The following is a 19,406-nucleotide window of genomic DNA, read 5'->3' on the forward strand; positions in this document are numbered from 1 at the left end:
GTCATGAAAAATATTTTTAAATACCTCTTCTTCTCATCCCTGCTCGCCATTACTGTTGCGTCGTGCAAAAAGGATGAAGCCAGGAATTATTTTGAAGGAGGCACGAATCCTGTGTTGACATCATCTGTGAGCAATACCATTGCACTGGACTATACCATGCGCGACCAGGAAGCGATCAAACTTTCGTGGACCAATCCCAATTATAAATTCACTTCAGGTATCGGATCGCAGGATGTTTCTTATTTGGTAGAGATCGATACCAGCGGCGCCAACTTCACCAATCCGGGTAAGCAAACGGTTGCTGTTAGCAAGAACCTCTCTTTGTCTATCGCACAGGGGCAGTTCAACGACTACCTCTTGAACCAGTTGCAATTGAAACCCGGCATGTCGCACAATCTTGAGATCAGGGTGAAATCTTATATGGCCAATAATGCTGCCATGCTGATTTCCAACGTGCTGAAATTCGCTGTAACACCGTACGCCATTCCTCCCAAAGTAACACCACCCTCCGGTGGCGTTTTGTACCTGGTAGGTGACGCCACGCCGGGCGGATGGAATAATCCTGTGCCCGTGCCCAGCCAGCAGTTTACACAGATAAGCCCTACTTTTTATGAGATCACAGTGGCACTCACCGGTGGCAAGCATTATCTGTTCCTGCCTAAGAATGGCGACTGGAGCCACAAGTATGCTGTGAAAGACAATACCATTGCCGGTTTGGGAGATAGTGGCGGTGATTTTGGGTATGACTTCAGTCAGGATATCCCTGCTCCCACTGCAAGCGGTACCTATAAAATACAGGCCGACTTCCAGCGTGGCAAATTCATCGTAACCAAACAATAAACGCAACGATTAAACAAAATGACTATGAAATATTTTGCAAAACTCAGTTTCCTCGCAGTGCTGTTGATTGGTTTCTTTACAGCCTGTGAGAAAAAGGTGGGCGATCTGCCGTATTACCAGCCGGGAACTGCGGTTACTTTAAGCAGTTCTTCCAGCACGGTTGCCGCTGCACCTGCCGATTCTTCAAAAGTGGCGCTTACGTTAACCTGGAGCAATCCCAAATATTCAGTAGACTCTTCAACGGTTAAATACATTGTTGAGATCGATTCCAGCGGAAGGAATTTCTCCAAATCAGTGAGCCGTATCATCAGCGGATCACTGACCACTTCCTTCACTGCAAAAGACCTGAATGCGATTTTGTTGGGATATGGTTTCTCTTTTGGTGTGGCCTATGATATGGATATCCGAATCACTTCTTCTTACGCCAACAACAACGAATTACTGCGATCCAATGTGATCAAAGTAAAAATGACGCCCTACAAAATACCGCCGAAAGTTACTCCCCCCGCTTCCGGCAGGTTATTCATTGTAGGTAGTGCTACTGCCGGTGGTTGGAACAACCCCGTTCCAGCCCCGACGCAGGAGTTCACTAAAATTGATTCGGTTACTTACGGAGGTATTTTCAACCTGACAGGTGGTAATGAATATTTGCTGTTGCCGGTGAATGGCGATTGGAGCCACAAATTTTCCGTGGCAGATAAGACAGTGGCAGGCCTGAATGCAGGCGGCAGCTTCGGTGCCGACCTGAATGATAATATCCCCGGACCGGCTACTTCCGGCATGTATAAGATTATTGTGGATTTCCAGGCAGGTAAATTCACCGTTACACCTTACACCGGTGTATTGCCCGCTAATCTATTTATTGTGGGTGATGCTACTCCGGGAGGATGGAACAACCCGGTGCCGGTGCCTGGTCAGCAGTTCGCGCAGGTGAACTCCACCCAATTCGAACTGACCCTGTCCCTGACAGGAGGAAAGCAATACCTGTTCCTGCCGGTGAACGGCGATTGGAGTCACAAGTTTGCAGTGCCGGATAATACCATACCTTCTTTGAAAATGGGGGGTAATTTTGCATACGATGCATCGTCGAACTTCCCCGGCCCGGATGCTTCGGGTACTTACAAATTTGTGGTAAGGTTTATAGACAATAGTTATACGGTTACCAAGCAATAGCAAGCAGTGTTTTTGGTTGAAAGAAGGGGGCATTTATGCCCCCTTTCTCATGAAAACAGGTGCTGACTTGTTATCAAACATTACATTCCTTACATTGCACCATTAACACCTACACGATGTTGTATTCCATGACAGGTTATGGCAGGGCTGAACAGACCCTGGTCGACAAAACTTTTCTTATCGAAGTCCGTTCACTGAACGGCAAACAGTTTGACCTCCGGTTGAATATCCCGGCGCTGTTAAAACCTTTTGAATTCGATATACGCAATTTGCTGAATGAAGGGTTGCAAAGAGGAAGTGTGGAATGTGTGATCACCATCAAACAAAACGGTGCGTCCAAACCTGTTACCATCAATACCGATCTGGCCAAAGCTTATTACCAGCCCGTATCGGAACTGGCCAATGAGCTGAAACTCCCGCACGGAGACATTCTCAGCACGATCCTGAAACTACCCGATGTCATCACCCCTTCTACTGAAACACTGAGCGATGAAGAGTGGAAAAGCTTTGAACGTTTAATGAAAGCTGCCATCGGCGATCTCAATGAGCACCGCAAAGACGAAGGCAAATCGCTTGAGGCCGACCTGCTCCTGCGGATTGCCAATATAGAAGCGCAACAACAAGCCATTCAGGCCCTGGAACCCAAGCGGAGAGCAAAGATCAAGGAAGGATTGGTTAAAGTGCTGGAAGACAATGTGGGGAAAGACAATTATGATCCCAACCGCATGGAACAGGAACTGATCTATTATATTGAAAAAATCGACATCAGCGAAGAACAGGTGCGACTGAAAAACCATTGCGATTATTTCCGTACGATACTGGAAGAAAAAGATATCAGTAAAGGGAAAAAGTTATCGTTCATATTGCAGGAACTCGGAAGAGAGATCAATACCACCGGTTCCAAAGCCTACGACTCACAGATGCAGCAATGTGTGATACTGATGAAAGATGAGCTGGAGAAGGCCAAGGAACAGGTATTGAATGTGTTGTAGCTTGCCCGTATCTTTGAAAAAAAATCTCCTTGAACAAACTCCCCATATTGCTGGTTGCCCTGGGCCTTTTGTTATTGCAGGCCTGCGATACACTGGATGTTTATGAAAAGATGGCTTTTTTCCCGCAACATGAATGGAAAAGCAGCCAGAAACCCGGGTTCAGCTTTCAAATAGAAGATACTACATCGACTTATAATATCTATGTAGTGATCAGGCATGAAGACGCTTACCGCTACAACAATATCTGGCTGAACGTAATCACACAAGCGCCGTTGGATACGGCCAGGACGCAGATGCTGAACCTCACCCTGGCCAATAATGCCAAGGGCTGGCTGGGAGCAGGTATGGGCGATGTGTTTGATCATCGCATCCTCATCACCCGCCATCCCGTGAAACTGAAAAAAGGGAATTATGTCTTCACCCTGCAACAGGCCATGCGCGAAGACCCCCTGCAATATGTACTGAATGCAGGCATACGTGTTGAAAAAACCAAGCCATGAGTTTTTTTAGATCAAAAAAACTGGCCATTGTAACAGTGGTATATTGGTTCCTGCTGCTGTATATGATAGCAGCCCTGTCGTGGTGGTTCATTGCATTGGAGAAACAAAACAAAGAGATCAGCACCATCAGGCTCCAGGAACTTAAAAAAGACGACCCTGCTTATTTTGCTAAAGCAGTACAGATCGGAGAAGCGAAGAATCGCAAAACATCACAATACATTGGAGAAGGCATGACCTTCCTGGCGTTGGTAGTATTGGGCGCCGTATTCGTATTCCGTACCGCACGTAAACAAATCCGCTTTGTACAGCAACAACAGAACTTCATGATGGCTGTTACCCATGAACTGAAAACACCCATCGCCGTTACACGTTTGAACCTGGAAACTTTACAACGAAGAAAGCTGGACGAAGGGAAGCAAGAACAACTCATCAGCAATAGCCTCCAGGAAACCAACAGGCTGAACGCCCTGTGCAATAATATGCTGCTGGCAGCCCAACTGGAATCGGGTGTTAATTTCACCACGCAACCCGAACTCAATTTCACAGACCTGTTAGAGGGCTGTATCGATGATTTTAAAAACCGGTTCCCCAGCCGCGAAATCAAAGAGGAGATAGAAGAAGGGGTTTACCTGAAAGGAGAAGACCTGCTGTTGCAGATGCTGGTCAATAACCTGGTAGAGAATGCAATGAAATATTCACTGCCTGCTTCTGCCATCACAGTGAAGCTGGCTGCATCGGATGACGAAGTACTGTTGGCCGTGACAGATGAAGGCAGCGGCATCCCCGATACAGAGCGGAAAAAGATATTCAATAAATTTTACCGCATAGGGAATGAGAATACCCGCTCTGCCAAGGGTACGGGGCTTGGATTGTACCTCTGCGCAAAAATTGCCGAACGGCACAATGGCTCCATATCTGTGACCCATAACCAGCCGCAAGGCAGTATTTTTACAGTATTATTCCAGACCTGATCCGTGACCGTTCAAAAGACCGAAACAAATGAAAGATCATAAAGCGAGCATATTGCTGGTGGAAGATGAAGAACATCTTCATGAAACACTCAAGCTGAACCTGGAGCTGGAAGGTTATGAAGTGAGCTCTGCTTTTAACGGCACGGAAGCCCTCAAAAAAGTAGGCAACGAATATTTTGATCTCATCATCATGGACATCATGCTGCCTGAGATCGATGGTATCAGCGTAACGGAAAGCATACGCATCAACCACAACGAAGTGCCCATATTGATCCTGAGTGCCAAGAATACGGGCAGCGACCGTGTACTGGGATTGAAAAAAGGGGCCGATGATTATCTTACCAAACCTTTTAACCTGGAAGAACTGTTCCTGCGGATTGAAAAGCTGATCGAGAAAAATAAAAAGTTGCAGGAAAAAGAAACAGTAGGGGATAACTATGAATTCGGCGGCAATCAAATCGATTTCAAAGCTCAGGATGCAGTTGCATGGAATGGAGAAAGGATTGAGCTGAGCAGGAAAGAAGCTATGTTGTTGAAGTTGCTGGTTGAGAACAAAGGAGAAGTAGTTACCCGCGAAAAAATATTACAGGTAGTATGGGGTTATAATGTATATCCCACCACCCGAACGATCGATAATTTCATCCTCAGCTTCCGGAAATACTTTGAACAGGATAGCCGGAACCCCCGCCATTTTCACTCGGTAAGGGGAGTGGGTTATAAGTATACCGACTAAACAATTTTTTCTCTCCTTTTACGTTATGTTTGTCACAAACCGAACCTGACAATGTCATTGCAAACGATCATAGATTTCCTGGAGCCTGTAAGTATTGCACAACTTTCCAATGATGAAGGGTTCAGAGATACCCAACTGGGTAGACATATAGCAGTATACGATGAAGTGTTCCCCGATATCGACAATGCAGATCTCGTACTCGTTGGCTGCGGAGAAATGAGGGGAGCCGGTATCCAGTTCACCCATACAGACGCACCCGATGCCATTCGTAATGAATATTATAAACTGTTTCACTGGCATACCGATGTGAATGTGGCAGATATAGGCAACGTAAAATGCGGGGCCAGTTTGCAGGACAGTTACGCCGCCCTGCGCATGGTAGTGAACGAGCTGATTGCCCTGAACAAAAAAGTAGTGATACTGGGCGGGTCGCACGACCTCACCATGGCACAATATGCTGCGTACGGGCCGCTGAACAGGATCATCGATACGGTATGTGTGGATGCGCGGATGGACCTTGATATGGAGAGCGTATTACCCGCCGATCATTTTCTGGTAGACTTGTTTACAGGCACACCTAATCATCTGCGGCATTACACGCATATTGGTTTTCAAAGCTATTTCCTGCATCCGCAGATGCTGGAAACGATTGATAAATTACGCTTCGATTGTTACCGCGTTGGAAAAGTGAAAGAACATATCGAAGAGATGGAACCTTCGATCCGCAACAGCGAGCTGTTCAGCTTCGATATCGCTGCTATACAACATTCGCATGCACCGGCCAACTACCTCAGTCCGAATGGATTCAATGGAGAAGAAGCCTGTACGCTCATGCAATATGCAGGTATGAGCCATATCTGTAACAGCATTGGCATCTATGGTTATGTAACCTCCCAGGACGTGCAGCAACTCACGGCGAAGCAGATATCACACATGCTTTGGTACCTGATGGATGGTATCAGCAAAGGCAAAAAAGAGGCCATGCTCACCGAAAGGACTGAGTTCAATGAATTCACTATGGCTTTTGCAGAAGTGGAAACGGTGTTCCTGCAAAGCAAACGCACAGGCCGCTGGTGGATGCAATTGCACGACGGACAGTATGTGGCTTGCAGTTACCGCGATTACCTTACTGCCGGTAACAATGATATTCCTGAAAGATGGCTTCGTGCTGCTGAAAGAAGTTGATAGGCGCGATTATTTTCCGAACATCCTGTCGAGATAATCTTCCTTGAATTCCAGGAAAGTGGGACTGCCTGTAGGCGTTGCATTCGGACTGCTGCAGGCAAACAGTTCTTCCACTAATGCGAGCATCTCTTGTTGTGATAGAGACTGACCGGCTTTGATGGCTTGTTGTCTGGCCATGCATCGCACCAGTTTCTCACGTTTACTGAATTTGATATCGCTGCTGAAATGTTTGAACTGTTCTATGAGCAGTTCAATGGCATGCTTTTCATTGCCGGGCACTATATCTGCCGGAATGCCCTGTATCACAAAACTATTGTTGCCAAAGGGTTCTACCTCGTAGCCGATGCTTTGCAGATCGGACAGGAGATCCTGCAACAGTGCGGCATCAGCTGCTGGTAATTCTAATGTAACGGGGAACAGGCTTTTTTGTGTGGGTATTTTGTTGCTGTGTGCTGCCGTGCTGTAACGGTCGTACAATATCCGTTCATGTGCCAGTTGCTGGTGCACCAGGATAAAACCGCTGAGGGTAGAAGCAATGATATACGTGTTGTGCAATTGCAACAAAGGCGTATCAGGTATTACCACCCATTTTTTAGGTTCTTCAATAACAGGTGCAGTAACAGGTTGGGCAGGTTGAATGAAAAATTCTTTCCACGCTTTCAGTTCACTTTTGTTTTCTTTTTCAATAAAATGCGCCTGGTTCTTCTGCGTGAAAGTCCTGTAGAGACTGGAAGAAACAGCCGCATCTTTTTGATCGGTCGTGAAGGGCTTGCTCACGGCATCGAGCTGTTGTATCTCCTGGTTCAGGGTAAAATCAAGTGAAGGAGCGATGCTGAACTGTGCCAGCGCGTGTTTAACAGCGGCCTGTACAAAAGCATAAATGATCTTTTCGTCTTCGAACTTGATCTCCTGCTTGGTAGGATGCACGTTGATATCTACCTGAGCAGGATCAAGCTCGATATAAATAACATAACCAGGAAAACTGTCTTTGGCGATCAATCCTTCAAAAGCCGTATTAACCGCATGGTTGAGGTAAGCGCTTTTGATGAAGCGGTTGTTGACAAAGAAGTACTGGTCGCCACGCGTCTTGCGTGCTGTTTCCGGTTTGCCCACAAAACCGTAAATGTTCATGTAATCGGTCTGCTCTGAAACACTTACCAGCTTTGCATTGTATTGATTGCCCAATACCTGTACGATGCGTTGTTTGAGGCTGCCCGGTTCCAGGTGGAATACTTCCTGGCCGTTGCTGGTGAGTGAAAAAAAGATATGGGGAAAAGCCATCGCTACGCGAATGAATTCGTCTATGATATGCCGCAGTTCCGCCGCATTGCTTTTCAGGAAATTTCTGCGGGCAGGCACATTGAAGAAAAGATTCTTCATGCTGATATTGGTTCCAGCCTGGGTAGAGCAGGGCTCCTGTTTGATCACCAGGCTGTTCTCTATTTCTACAAAAGTACCCAGCTCATCTTCCTGCCTGCGTGTCTTGATCTCTACCTGCGCAACGGCGGCAATGGATGCCAGCGCTTCGCCGCGGAAACCCATGGTTTTGATGCGGAACAGGTCGTCGATCTCGCGGATCTTGCTGGTGGCGTGGCGCTCGAAAGCCATGCGCGCATCGGCGGGACTCATGCCCTTCCCATTGTCTATTACCTGCACCAGCGCTTTACCGGCATCGGCCACCAGGAGGCGGATCTCAGTGGCGCCGGCGTCCACCGCATTTTCCAATAATTCCTTCACTGCACTGCCCGGACGCTGGATCACTTCTCCAGCCGCTATCTGGTTGGCAATATTATCGGGCAACAACTGTATGATATCAGCCACAAAACTCCTGTTTGATAAAGTTTGTAAAAATACTACTCTCCCTGCTTATCCGCAGCCCCATTCAACTAATTTTGCCATTCAAAATCCAAAGAAATGAATGTAAGCGCGGATATCAGGAAGCTGGAAAGGCATTTTGTTCCGGCCGATTTTAAAGTAACTACCTGGGAAACACTGGAACCCTTTTTTGTAGAATTGGTCAACCGTCCCCTTTCTACAAAGGAAGCGTTGGAGCATTGGTTGAAAGATATCAGTGAGCTGGAAGCAGTAGTAAGCGAAGACGCCTGCTGGCGCCAGATACGCATGACCTGCGATACGACCGACCCCGCGCTGGAAGAGGCATTTACTTATTTCTGTATGGAGATACAACCGAAACTGCAACCATACAGCGATAAGCTCAACAGGAAACTGATCGATTGTCCCTTTACCACAGCGCTGGACCAACAGAAATATTTTACTTACCTGAGGAGCGTAAAGAAAAGCATTGACCTTTTTCGAGAAGCCAATATACCCATACAGGCCGAACTGAGCGTGATGCAACAACAGTATGGTGCTATCGCAGGTAAAATGACGGTGGAAGTAAACGGACAGGAATATACACTGCAACAGGCTGCGAAATTTCTGGAAAGCCACGACCGCGAGCTGCGCGAAACAGTTTACAGAAAGATACAAGACCGGCGGCTGCAAGATAAAGACGCCATGCACGCGCTTTATTCCGGGCTGATAGCCAAACGCCACCAGGTAGCGCTGAATGCAGGTTTTGCAAACTATCGCGATTATAAGTTTGTTGAACTGGGCCGCTTTGATTATACCAAAGAAGATTGTTTTCAGTTCCATGAAGCTGTGAAACTGCACGTGTTGCCCTTAATTGAAAAGATCTACGAAAGGAAGAAGCAAAAGCTCGGACTCGATACGCTGCGTCCCTGGGATACGGAAGCAGAGCCCGATGGTGTAATGCCGTTGAAGCCCTTTGCAGATGGGAAAGACCTCTATGAAAAATCAGTGGCTTGCTTTGAAGCATTGAATCCTTTTTTTGCCAACTGTTTGAGAAAGATGAACGAGATGCACCATTTCGATCTTGAAAGCAGGAAGGGAAAAGCACCCGGCGGGTATAACTGTCCGCTGGCAGAGAGCGGCGCCCCTTTTATCTTTATGAATGCAGCCGGACAAATGAGCGATGTAACGACGATGGTGCACGAAGGTGGACATGCTGTACATTCTTTCCTGGCCCATCACCTGGAGCTGAGCGCATTCAAAGAATATCCCATGGAGATTGCAGAAGTGGCAAGCATGTCGATGGAGTTGTTCACCATGGACCACTGGCAGGCTTTCTTTGATAAAGAAGAAGACCTGGTTCGTGCAAAAGAACACCAGTTGGAAAGAACCATTACCATTTTCCCATGGATTGCCATCATTGATAAATTCCAGCATTGGGTGTACGAAAATCCAACACATACGGTAGAAGAAAGAACCGCCAAATGGATGGAAATACTGAAAGAGTTTTCTGCAAAAAGTATTGATTATACCGGGCTCGACCATTTCCGGCAGATCGGCTGGCAAAGACAATTGCATTTGTTTGAAGTACCTTTCTATTATATCGAATACGGAATTGCGCAGTTAGGAGCTATTGGTTTGTGGATGCAATACCAGCAAAACCCACAGCAGGCTTTGCAGCATTATATCCATGCACTGAGCCTGGGTGGAACCCGTACCCTGCCTGAATTATATGCTGCCGCAGGTTTGAAATTCGATCTTTCACCTGCACACATCAAAACATTGATGGAGTTCACGGCAAAGCAAATGGCTGAGCTGATCGGGGATTAAGGTTTAGGCGGCTGCTGGTTCGGGTTTTGCGGAGGTTTTTGTCCCTGCCCGCCACCGCTGCGGTTGGGTTGTCCGCCCTGAGGCCGCTGTTTTTGTTGTGGCCGCTGACCAGCTTGATTGCCTTGTTGAGGAGGACGGTTTTGGTTTTGCTGCCCGCCTTGCGCCTGAGGTCTTTGACCTTGACCTCCTTGTTGCCTGGGCCCTTTTTGCTGTCCGCCATTCCGGCCTTCCTGTTGCTGCCGTTGCTGATTCCTTTGTTGGTCGCGGCGGCGACGGTCGTTCTTTTCCAGGGTACGGAGGCTGATCTGTCCAACCAGTTCCACAAAAGCAGTCTCTGTTTCTTTCTGCTTATTACCCGATATTTCTACTGCCTGTAATTCCTCTGCCTTTTGACCTTGTTGATTCATTCGCTTGATCTCTTTCACGCGCTGGATGGTCAAAGGATAATGTTTGGTATTGTTGGGCAGGGCATACCACATGAGGTTTTTGAAGATATCTTTCTTCACCAGTTGGGCGGTACCCATAACAGTTTCAAGAGAATCAGCATAATCGGGAAAATGCTGTAATGCATCGAGATAAGTATCCAACTCGTAATTCAGGCAACATTTCAAACGGCCGCATTGTCCGCTTAATTTGGTTTGGTTGATGGAAAGGTTCTGGTAACGCGCTGCAGTGGTATTAACGCTTTTGAAATCGTTGAGCCAGGTGCTGCAACAGAGCTCGCGGCCGCAACTACCTATTCCACCTACTTTGGCGGCTTCCTGGCGGATGCCGATCTGGCGCATCTCTACTTTTACTTTAAAATCGCCGGCGTATATTTTGATTAATTCACGGAAATCAACGCGGTCGTCGGCGGTATAAAAGAAAGTACCTTTTTTGCCATCGGCCTGTATTTCCACTTCACTCAGCTTCATTTGCAGGTTCAACTGTTTGGCTATGGCGCGGCTGCGGGCCAGAATTTCTTTTTCGCGGCCCTTACTTATTTTAAAAGTCTCTATATCTCTTTCAGAAGCGCGGCGAAGTATTTTTTTCATTTCGGGGTTCTGTTCATCCACCCCTTTCTTTTTCAACTGCAGGCGTACCAACTCCCCGGTAAGGCTCACTTCTCCTACATCAAATCCGCCTACTCCTTCTACCGACACATAATCGCCCTTCTCGAAAAACTGTAAAGTGGTATTGCGGAAAAACTCTTTCCGGCTGCCCTGTTTAAAGCTTATTTCGATCACCTTGCAATTGCTTTCGGGATCGCTGAAAGGGAGGTTCATCAGCCAATCATGTACATTCATCCGGTTACAGCCGCCTGTGCTGCAACCCCCATTGCTTTTACATCCCCCCGGCTTACCACCGCCAGTAGCGGTTCCACAAGATCCACATCCCATTCGATATAGGTTAATAGGTTAACGACTTGTTTAGGAGAGGATGGCTTGTGTGGGGACTACAGTACTGCGCGTGGCTGCTGTTCTGTCACTTATGGTACATTCGGATTTCCGTTGTACAGCGATCAGGACGATATGTCATTTTTGCAACCTTGCATAGCATCAATGCTTTCAAATTATAGTGATAAGCGTTGTACATTCTGTTACCCCCTACAGTTTCACTCTCTCCGGATCCGCTTAGGGCGAATCCTCAATTATTCAAAATTAGGGTTTTGTTCTGAATGATGTGGTATAGTTTGATGGTAAGGGCCTGGAACAGCATTTTAGCATTGGCATTCCGCTCAATATAATAAGCGGCCCTGTCGAGCTCCTCAATAATGGCTTGCTGCTGGCTTACCGAAGCGATCTTATTGAGGCGGAGGGCAAAGTCCCGCTCATTATCGCCCATCATCAGTTGCCCGGCACCCAGTACCTTGATGCGGACGCTCAGTTCCAGCAGGTGGTTAAAATAACGCAGAAACTGTTTCTGTTTCTCCCTTCCCAGCTTACTCACTTCTTCTGTAAACTTCACCTGGGCAAGGGGACCGCCTTTCAGGGTGGCATTCAGCCAGTCGCGCAGCAGGCTCTGCCAGTCCTCATCGGAATGCTGCAACAACTGGAGGGCCTCGCGGTAATTGCCTTCACAAATGCCGGCGATCTGGCGGGCCGTTTCAACATTGGCCTGGGCCCTTTCTACCAGGGCTTGTTCCACCTCGTTGTTTTCGAGCGAGGGGATCTTCACCAACTGACAGCGACTGAGGATCGTGGGCAATATCTGCTCATCGTTCTCGGCTACCAGTATGAATAAAGTATTGGGAGGTGGTTCTTCTATCAGCTTCAGCAGTTTATTGCCTTCCTTACCCAGGTATTCAGGCATCCACAGTACCAGCACTTTGTATTCACTTTCGAAACTTTTCAGGCTCAGCTTGCGAATAATGTCGTTGCATTCATCGGCCGTGATATTACCTTGCTTGTTCTCAGCGCCGATGAACTGGAGCCAGTCATACACGTTGCCATAAGGGAATTGTGTGATGAATTCGCGCCATTCACTGATATAATCGGTGCTGACGGGTTTATCGCCGCTTTTCCTGGGGATCACCGGGTATGAGAAATGAAGATCGGGGTGGATCAGTTGCTCTGCCCGCTGAAATGCAGATGCTCCAACAACCTGTTCCGGAGTTAAAAAAGAGGGTTTCGATTCCAGTGCGGTAAATCCGCCGAACAGATCGGCCACTTCGGGAGATGCCACGGGCTGACTCACCACATATTGTGCAAATGCCAATGCAAGGGGTAGTGTTCCACTGCCTTCACGCCCTAGAAAAAGCAGTGCATGACTGAGCCTGTTCTGCTCTACCATTTCTACCAGGTGCTGCTTCGTGGCAGACTGGCCTATAACGTCTTTGAATTGCATGAAGGAGCAAAAGTAATACTGAAAGACCTATTTCAGGTACTTCAGTATTTCCTCATCGTCGGGCTTTACTTTGCTGGGGAAATAAGCGATCATTTTTCCGTCTTCATCCAACAAAAATTTGTTGAAGTTCCAGGCGATGGTTGCATCCAGCACGCCATTCTGGTCTTTGCTGGTAAGCCATTTGTAAATGGGTGCCGTATCATCTCCTTTCACACTAACCTTACTGGCCAGGGGAAAAGTTACACCGAATCTTGCTTTACAGAACTGTTGTATCTCTTCATTGCTGCCCGGCTCCTGTGAGCCGAAATTATTGGCCGGGAAGCCAACGATCACCAGTTTGTCTTTGTATGTTTCATATACTTTCTCCAGCGCCTCATATTGAGGAGTGAAACCACATTTGGAAGCTGTATTTACCACCAGTATTTTCTTGCCTTTGAATTTGGCAAAATCAATCACACCTCCTTCAATGGATTTTACTTTGAACTGGTGTATGCTCGGACCGCTTGGCAGGGTGAATGCACTCAACAAAGCGGCAATGGCAAATGTCATGAGGTATTTCATGGGTAACTATTTAAGTACTAAAGTTAGCATGATTACAGGAAATACAGATGCCCAATTTGATAAATGGGCGATTATCAGATAGTATACGCCACAGCTCCAATGCTAACGTGCACATTGCCAGCTTTTAGCAGTGCGGCTCCACAGGCTTCCAGTGTAGCGCCGGTAGTGATCACATCATCAATGAGTAATATGTGTTTGTTTTGAAGGGATGACAGATCGTTGATGGCAAATACATTTTCCATATTCTGCCAGCGGCTAAGCCTCGTCTGATGCGTTTGGGTATCAGTGAATTTTGTTCTACTGAGGGCATGCGCCAACAAAGGTTTGTTCCATACAGTAGCAATTCCTTCACAGATGAGTTGTGCCTGGTTATATCCCCTGTGGTATTCTTTTTTTCTGTTAAGGGGAACAGGTATCAGCAGGTCTATCGTTTCAAACCTGCCGCTGGCTTCCAGCATTCTTCCCATCATCCTGCCAAAAAAATAACCCAGCTCGCGTTGTTGTTTGTATTTGAGTTGCACCAGCAGGTGTTGCAGGAGTGAATGTTTGGTGAAATAATAGGCGGCCCCGGCCTGTATTACCGGCAGACGGCCATAAAAGATCTTTTCAACAGGATTGCCTTGCAGGGGGAAGAAATTTGTTCCCGGTAATTGCAACAGGCATTTACTGCACAACAGGTTGTTGTGCTCAAGGATATCGGTACCGCATCCTTCGCAATTATGCGGGAAAAAAAGATGACCGAAGTCCGCCGCAATGGATTTCAGTAAAGCGATCATGCATCCAAAATAAGCGGCATGCAGTGATGTGCGAACAGGTATTTGCCGAGAATTTAAAACAGCTGGCGATATACTTCATCTACCCTGCCTAACGGAGTGATCTCGATCCTGAATGATTTCGGGTTGAAACTTTTTCTGTTGTACTGCGAAACGATGATCTTTTCAAAGCCGAGTTTCTCTGCTTCTGCTATGCGTTGCTCGATCCTGTTTACGGCCCTGATCTCACCATTCAACCCTACTTCTCCCGCAAAACAGATATGCTGCGGAAGGGGTATGTCTTCATAAGAAGAAAGCAGTGCGCAGATCACGGCCAGGTCAAGTGAAGGGTCTTCTACCTTGATGCCGCCGGCGATGTTTACAAAAACATCTTTCATACCAAACTGGAAGCCGCCTCTTTTTTCCAGCACGGCGAGTAATAACTGCAACCTGCGTAAATCAAAACCTGTTACTGTTCTTTGTGGTGTGCCATATACGCTTTGTGTTACAAGTGCCTGCACCTCTACCAGCAAAGGCCGCATACCTTCGATCGTTGCAGCAATGGCGCTGCCGCTCAACTGCTCTTCACGCTGGGCAATGAGTATTTCAGAAGGATTGGATACCGTGCGCATGCCTTCACCCGTCATTTCATAAATGCCCAGTTCAGCTGTACTGCCGAAACGGTTCTTCAACGTACGGAGGATGCGGTACACATAATGGCGGTCGCCTTCGAACTGCAACACGGTATCTACCATGTGTTCCAGTATTTTCGGACCGGCAATGGCACCGTCCTTGGTAATATGACCGATAAGGAAAACAGGTGTGCCTGTTTCTTTGGCAAAGCGATGGAATTCAGCTGCACATTCGCGGATCTGCGATACGCTGCCCGCCGATGAGTCGATGAGATTGGATTGAAGGGTTTGTATCGAATCAACGATGACAAGTTGCGGTTTCAGTTTTTTGATTTCCTGGAAAATGGTCTGTGTAGCGGTTTCAGTGAGTAAATAAAAATTAGGATTGACAATCTTCAGTCGATCGGCACGCATCTTCACCTGCTGTTCGCTTTCTTCTCCGCTGATATATAATACTACGAGTTCATTGGCTAATAATCCGTTTTGTAAAAACAAGGTACTCTTACCAATACCAGGTTCACCTGCTACCAATACCAGGCTGCCGGGAACAATACCTCCACCCAGCACACGATTCAGTTCAGGATCTTTGGTAACGATTCTTTTTTCTTCACCGGCGCTTACCGCTTCCAATGCAATAACCCTGGAACCTTTTTTTTCTGGATGATAACCATCCCATTTCACTTCCTGTTGCCCGCCCTTTTGCAATACTTCTTCAGTAAACGTATTCCATTGTGCACAGCCCGGACATTTGCCCAACCATTTTGCACTTTCATAACCGCAATTGCTGCAGAAAAAAGCCGTTTTAATTTTACTCATAAGAGGCTAAAGGTAAACAGCTAGAATAAAATGACATGAATCGTTGATACATTTCATGCTTTGATATGCGATGATTGAACTGCTACCATAATCATTAAAAATGATCAAAACAGGCAATCGAAATAAATGGAAGGAAAAAACGTTGCAGACCTGCTTAAGGATATGTAAAAGGGTCAGCATTACTGCCGACCCTGTTTACTTACTAACCCATTAAATTCTGCCACTAAATTACAAAAACAGGCCACATTGCAAAATTATTTTTTGCCCTTGTGCATAAATTAAATGCCCCCCGAAAGGGTGTCCCGGGATTAATTTTTTGTTAGGTATTTTTTACACTTTGGTGGGCCAAAACGCCTATGGGGAAAGGGTTCCAGGATGAAATATGCATTTGATAAAATTTAATGTATATAGAAGTGCCAGGTAACGCTTAAGGCTTTATATGCAATAAAATTATTTATAATATTATTATGAATGATGATTTTTCAGTCATTGAATTCATGGTAAAAAATACGTCCCCATGCTGGAATCGGCAGCGCTAAAAGCAAGTGATGGATGCCGCTGGCCGGCATCCATCACAAATGTTAAAAAAATATTAAAAATTAATTAAAAAAATATGGGCTTTAGAACTTGATCTCCTCATCCCTTTCATCAAAGAACCTGAATTCGATGAGTTGATAGCTGGTATTGGCCTGCGCTTTCAGCTTCACCTTGAATTTCCGTTTCCATTTCTTCAGAATAGAATTGAAGAAGCCTTTGGTCAGGTGCGAATAAACGATCGGATTCACCACCAGGGTAAGGTTGTTATGCGCGTGTGTAACCAGGTAGTGCAAACGCTTTTCGATCTCATCTTCCAGCAAAAGGGTGGAAGTGATCTTGCCGGTTCCGTGGCAAACCGGACAAACCTCGGCCGTATTGATGTTCACTTCCGGGCGCATGCGCTGACGGGTGATCTGCAGCAGTCCGAATTTGGAAATGGGTAATACCGAATGTTTGGCCCTGTCGGTCTTCATGAATGATTCTACCGCTTCCTGTACTTTCTTCTTGTTATCGGGCAGTTTCATATCAATGAAATCCACCACGATGATGCCACCGATATCGCGCAGCCTCAACTGTCTTGCAATCTCTTCAGCAGCTTCGAGGTTAGTGCCCAGGGCATTGTCTTCCTGGTTATTGCTCACACTCTTGTAGCCGCTGTTTACGTCTATCACGTGCAGCGCTTCCGTATGCTCGATGATGAGGTAAGCGCCGCTGGGCAGGTTGACTGTTTTACCAAAAGAAGATTTTACCTGTTTGGTTACACCATACTGGTCAAAGATGGGGAGCCCGTTGTTGTATAAGGAAACGATATCTGTTTTGTCGGGCGCAATGCGTTGTATATAACTCTGGGTAACGCCGAAAAGATTTTTATCGTTGACAACGATCTTATTGAAATCAGCGCTCAACAAGTCACGCAGTATACTGGTAGTCTTGTTTTCTTCGCTCATGATCCTTACGGGGGCGGCGGCTCCTTTCAGGTTCTTCTGAATGGTTTTCCAGGTTTCTGTAAGCGCCAGCATATCCTGGTGTAATTCGGCGGTGCTCTTGCCTTCGGCAGCAGTGCGCACGATCACACCGAAATTCTTTGGCCGGATGGCTTCCACGATCTTGTGCAGTCTTTTTCTTTCTTCAGCCGAATGGATCTTTTTAGATACGGCTACGATCTCATTGAAAGGCGTCACAACCACAAAGCGGCCGGGCAATGATATCTCACAGCTCAGACGAGGGCCTTTAGCAGCAATGGGTTCTTTCAGTATCTGCACAAGCACATTGGGCTTGCCATTCAACACTTCGTTGATCTTTCCCGTTTTAACGATCTCTGCTTCCGGTTGGAATTTGGAAAAATCGAACCCATTCTCCTCTTTGTTGTTCATAGCCAGTTGGGTGAACTTGATAATGGAACGGGCATAAGGACTCAGATCGGTATAATGCAGGAATGCATCTTTTTCGAAGCCAACATCCACGAAGGCGGCATTGAGACCCGGGATTAGTTTTTTCACCTTCCCCAGGTACAGGTCGCCCACGGCAAAATTAGCGTCGGCTTTTTCGTTGTGCAGCTCCACCAGTTTTTTATCTTCCAGGAATGCGATTTCCACGCCTGCAGGAGCAGCATTAATGATTAATTCTTTGTTCACAGAACAGCAACTTTTAAATACAAAATCACTCGCCGGTATGATCATACAGCAAATAAACCACACTTGAATCTGTGAAATCTGCCACCGGAAAAGGGAAGGATAAGGAAAAGTTGCACAGTGAAGAAAGGAAGTGGCTTATGTCAGATTAGTGTTAAACGCGACCCCGGCTTTGCCTGGATCGCGTTTATATCATGGTCAGAAAGAAGAAACGAATTATTTGTTCTTCTTCTTATGACGGTTTTTTCTAAGGCGCTTTTTACGTTTGTGGGTCGCAATTTTATGACGCTTTCTCTTCTTACCACAAGGCATACTCAAAGTAATTTTATACAGTTAAACAATTAAATTTCTATTTCTTCAGTTCAAGAATTCTCTTATCAATTTCAGCCTTTGCTTCCGGTATCCGGATCAGCTTTTTGGCCACCTCATACCACTGGATGGCATTTGCTTTTTCACCATGCAGGTCGTAACATTCGGCCAGGTGAAAAATCGCTTCCAGGTTATTGGGCTGGTGTTCCACTACGATCTTGAACCTTTCAATGGCTTTATCGTACTGGCCGCTTTTCTTGCCTCCCAGACCCAATATCATTTGCCCGTACAGGTTGTCGGGATGTTTCGCAACGATCTCACGCACCGGTAAAATACCTTGCATGGGGTTGTCGGAAATATTGCCGAACATATAACAGGCACCCAGTCCAATCCGGCTGGAATCATTGGCCGGATTGATGGCGAGGGCTTTCTCTAAAAGAACTTTTGCATTCGTCGCCAGCCAGTTTTGCATGGCCGGGTTCGTTTCTGCCATCAGGTTATCTAAAAACAGATGGGCGGCAAAGGTGAGGCTTTTTTCAGAATTTTCCAACTTCGCTGCTTCGCCGGTATAATAAGCATAGGGTTCGAATACCCGGGCCGAGTCGCTCCAGAACCTGGCCAGTTGGTGGTAAACATGTATTTGCTGATCTTTTATATCGCCTCTAACTACGGCGTTTTCAAGCCGGGTAAGGCGTTCGGCCTGTGCAGGACTGATGTGTTCCTTGGCTTTCGCCAATAAAGTTTCGAACCGGATAGATGGAGCGGAAGCAGCATTAGCTGCAACTGCTGTGGCGGGCTGTTTATGCGGGGGTACGGTTATACCAAAACTAAATAATAGAATGAATGCTAATAATGCACTACTGATCAGTAACCATTGCTGCTTTTTCACTTATCGATAAATTTCTGCAAAGTTACTCCGGCTTGTGCTTGCTTTTTACTTCATTCACAAATTCTTTCGCAGGCTTGAAAGCCGGTACATAATGCTCAGGAATTTCAACCGCTGTATTCTTTTTGATGTTGCGTCCGATCTTAGCCGCACGCTTTTTGGTAATGAAACTGCCAAAACCACGGATATAAATATTCTGCCCGTTGGAAAGGCTTTCTTTCACCTCTTTGAACATGGTTTCAAGGGTTACCAATACATCTACTTTCGGAATACCGGTTTTTTCCGATATCTGGTTGATAAGGTCTGACTTACGCATTGCGGAGGGGGTTTTTTGCTATTTAACTTAAAATAAGTCAAAAAATCTGGTATTTGCAAGTAAGATGGCGTAAAAATTATAGACGTTATTGATTGATAGATAAA

Annotated in this window: 17 protein-coding genes; 8 read left to right on the forward strand and 9 right to left on the reverse strand. The window is 46.4% G+C overall.

Annotated elements, in window-relative coordinates; all coding sequences use genetic code 11:
* Window positions 1-3 precede the first annotated feature (3 nt).
* The 7 genes from SEDOR53_RS0105910 to SEDOR53_RS0105940 all read left to right on the forward strand — a co-directional run bounded on the left by SEDOR53_RS0105910 (window position 4) and on the right by SEDOR53_RS0105940 (window position 6,394).
* Window positions 4-840, forward strand: coding sequence for a SusE domain-containing protein (locus SEDOR53_RS0105910; RefSeq protein ID WP_026768892.1), 837 nt, complete (start codon window positions 4-6; stop codon window positions 838-840).
* A gap of 24 nt (window positions 841-864) precedes the next feature.
* Window positions 865-2,013 carry a SusE domain-containing protein gene (locus SEDOR53_RS0105915; RefSeq protein ID WP_037360658.1) on the forward strand — a complete coding sequence of 383 codons (1,149 nt, stop codon included), beginning with the start codon at window positions 865-867 and terminating at the stop codon, window positions 2,011-2,013.
* A gap of 116 nt (window positions 2,014-2,129) precedes the next feature.
* A complete protein-coding gene (locus tag SEDOR53_RS0105920) occupies window positions 2,130-3,005 on the forward strand; it encodes a YicC/YloC family endoribonuclease (RefSeq protein WP_026768894.1) in 876 nt (291 codons plus the stop codon).
* Window positions 3,006-3,034: 29 nt separating this feature from the next.
* Entirely contained in the window at window positions 3,035-3,505 is a 471-nt protein-coding gene (locus tag SEDOR53_RS17245) for a gliding motility lipoprotein GldH (protein ID WP_051416516.1), read from the forward strand.
* Window positions 3,502-4,476 (forward strand): sensor histidine kinase KdpD, encoded by a 975-nt coding sequence (locus tag SEDOR53_RS0105930; RefSeq protein ID WP_037360661.1) that lies wholly within the window; start codon window positions 3,502-3,504, stop codon window positions 4,474-4,476. Before SEDOR53_RS17245 ends, SEDOR53_RS0105930 begins: the two co-directional genes overlap by 4 nt.
* Window positions 4,477-4,504: 28 nt before the next feature.
* Window positions 4,505-5,209, forward strand: coding sequence for a response regulator transcription factor (locus tag SEDOR53_RS0105935; RefSeq protein WP_026768896.1), 705 nt, complete (start codon window positions 4,505-4,507; stop codon window positions 5,207-5,209).
* Window positions 5,210-5,260: 51 nt separating this feature from the next.
* Window positions 5,261-6,394, forward strand: a complete 1,134-nt coding sequence (locus SEDOR53_RS0105940; RefSeq protein ID WP_026768897.1) for an arginase family protein — start codon at window positions 5,261-5,263, stop codon at window positions 6,392-6,394.
* Window positions 6,395-6,403: 9 nt separating this feature from the next.
* Here SEDOR53_RS0105940 and mutL read toward each other — a convergent pair whose 3' ends face one another.
* Window positions 6,404-8,215, reverse strand: a complete 1,812-nt coding sequence (mutL, locus tag SEDOR53_RS0105945; protein ID WP_026768898.1) for a DNA mismatch repair endonuclease MutL — start codon at window positions 8,213-8,215, stop codon at window positions 6,404-6,406.
* A gap of 93 nt (window positions 8,216-8,308) precedes the next feature.
* On the opposite strand from mutL, the gene SEDOR53_RS0105950 reads away from it, so the two are divergent.
* On the forward strand, window positions 8,309-10,036 hold the full coding sequence (locus tag SEDOR53_RS0105950) for a M3 family oligoendopeptidase (RefSeq protein WP_026768899.1): 1,728 nt from the start codon (window positions 8,309-8,311) through the stop codon (window positions 10,034-10,036).
* Here SEDOR53_RS0105950 and SEDOR53_RS0105955 read toward each other — a convergent pair.
* From SEDOR53_RS0105955 to SEDOR53_RS0105990, 8 genes are all read right to left on the reverse strand, one after another.
* Window positions 10,033-11,415 (reverse strand): regulatory iron-sulfur-containing complex subunit RicT, encoded by a 1,383-nt coding sequence (locus SEDOR53_RS0105955; protein ID WP_026768900.1) that lies wholly within the window; start codon window positions 11,413-11,415, stop codon window positions 10,033-10,035. The two genes, SEDOR53_RS0105950 and SEDOR53_RS0105955, sit on opposite strands and share 4 nt — an antisense overlap.
* Before the next feature lie 247 nt (window positions 11,416-11,662).
* Entirely contained in the window at window positions 11,663-12,862 is a 1,200-nt protein-coding gene (locus tag SEDOR53_RS0105960) for a DNA polymerase III subunit delta' (protein WP_026768901.1), read from the reverse strand.
* Between the two features lie 27 nt (window positions 12,863-12,889).
* On the reverse strand, window positions 12,890-13,423 hold the full coding sequence (locus SEDOR53_RS0105965; RefSeq protein WP_026768902.1) for a glutathione peroxidase: 534 nt from the start codon (window positions 13,421-13,423) through the stop codon (window positions 12,890-12,892).
* Between the two features lie 74 nt (window positions 13,424-13,497).
* Complete coding sequence (locus SEDOR53_RS0105970; RefSeq protein ID WP_037360669.1) at window positions 13,498-14,199, reverse strand: ComF family protein; 702 nt, start codon at window positions 14,197-14,199, stop codon at window positions 13,498-13,500.
* 53 nt (window positions 14,200-14,252) lie between these two features.
* A complete protein-coding gene (gene radA / locus SEDOR53_RS0105975; protein ID WP_026768904.1) occupies window positions 14,253-15,623 on the reverse strand; it encodes a DNA repair protein RadA in 1,371 nt (456 codons plus the stop codon).
* Between the two features lie 620 nt (window positions 15,624-16,243).
* Complete coding sequence (locus SEDOR53_RS0105980; protein WP_026768905.1) at window positions 16,244-17,794, reverse strand: Rne/Rng family ribonuclease; 1,551 nt, start codon at window positions 17,792-17,794, stop codon at window positions 16,244-16,246.
* A 346-nt stretch (window positions 17,795-18,140) separates the two neighbouring features.
* Window positions 18,141-18,989 (reverse strand): tetratricopeptide repeat protein, encoded by an 849-nt coding sequence (locus SEDOR53_RS0105985; protein ID WP_157576717.1) that lies wholly within the window; start codon window positions 18,987-18,989, stop codon window positions 18,141-18,143.
* 22 nt (window positions 18,990-19,011) lie between these two features.
* Window positions 19,012-19,302: an HU family DNA-binding protein gene (locus tag SEDOR53_RS0105990; RefSeq protein WP_026768907.1), complete on the reverse strand. Its 291-nt coding sequence runs from the start codon at window positions 19,300-19,302 to the stop codon at window positions 19,012-19,014.
* Window positions 19,303-19,406: the final 104 nt, after the last annotated feature.

The organism is Asinibacterium sp. OR53 (assembly GCF_000515315.1).
Lineage (GTDB): Bacteria > Bacteroidota > Bacteroidia > Chitinophagales > Chitinophagaceae > Sediminibacterium.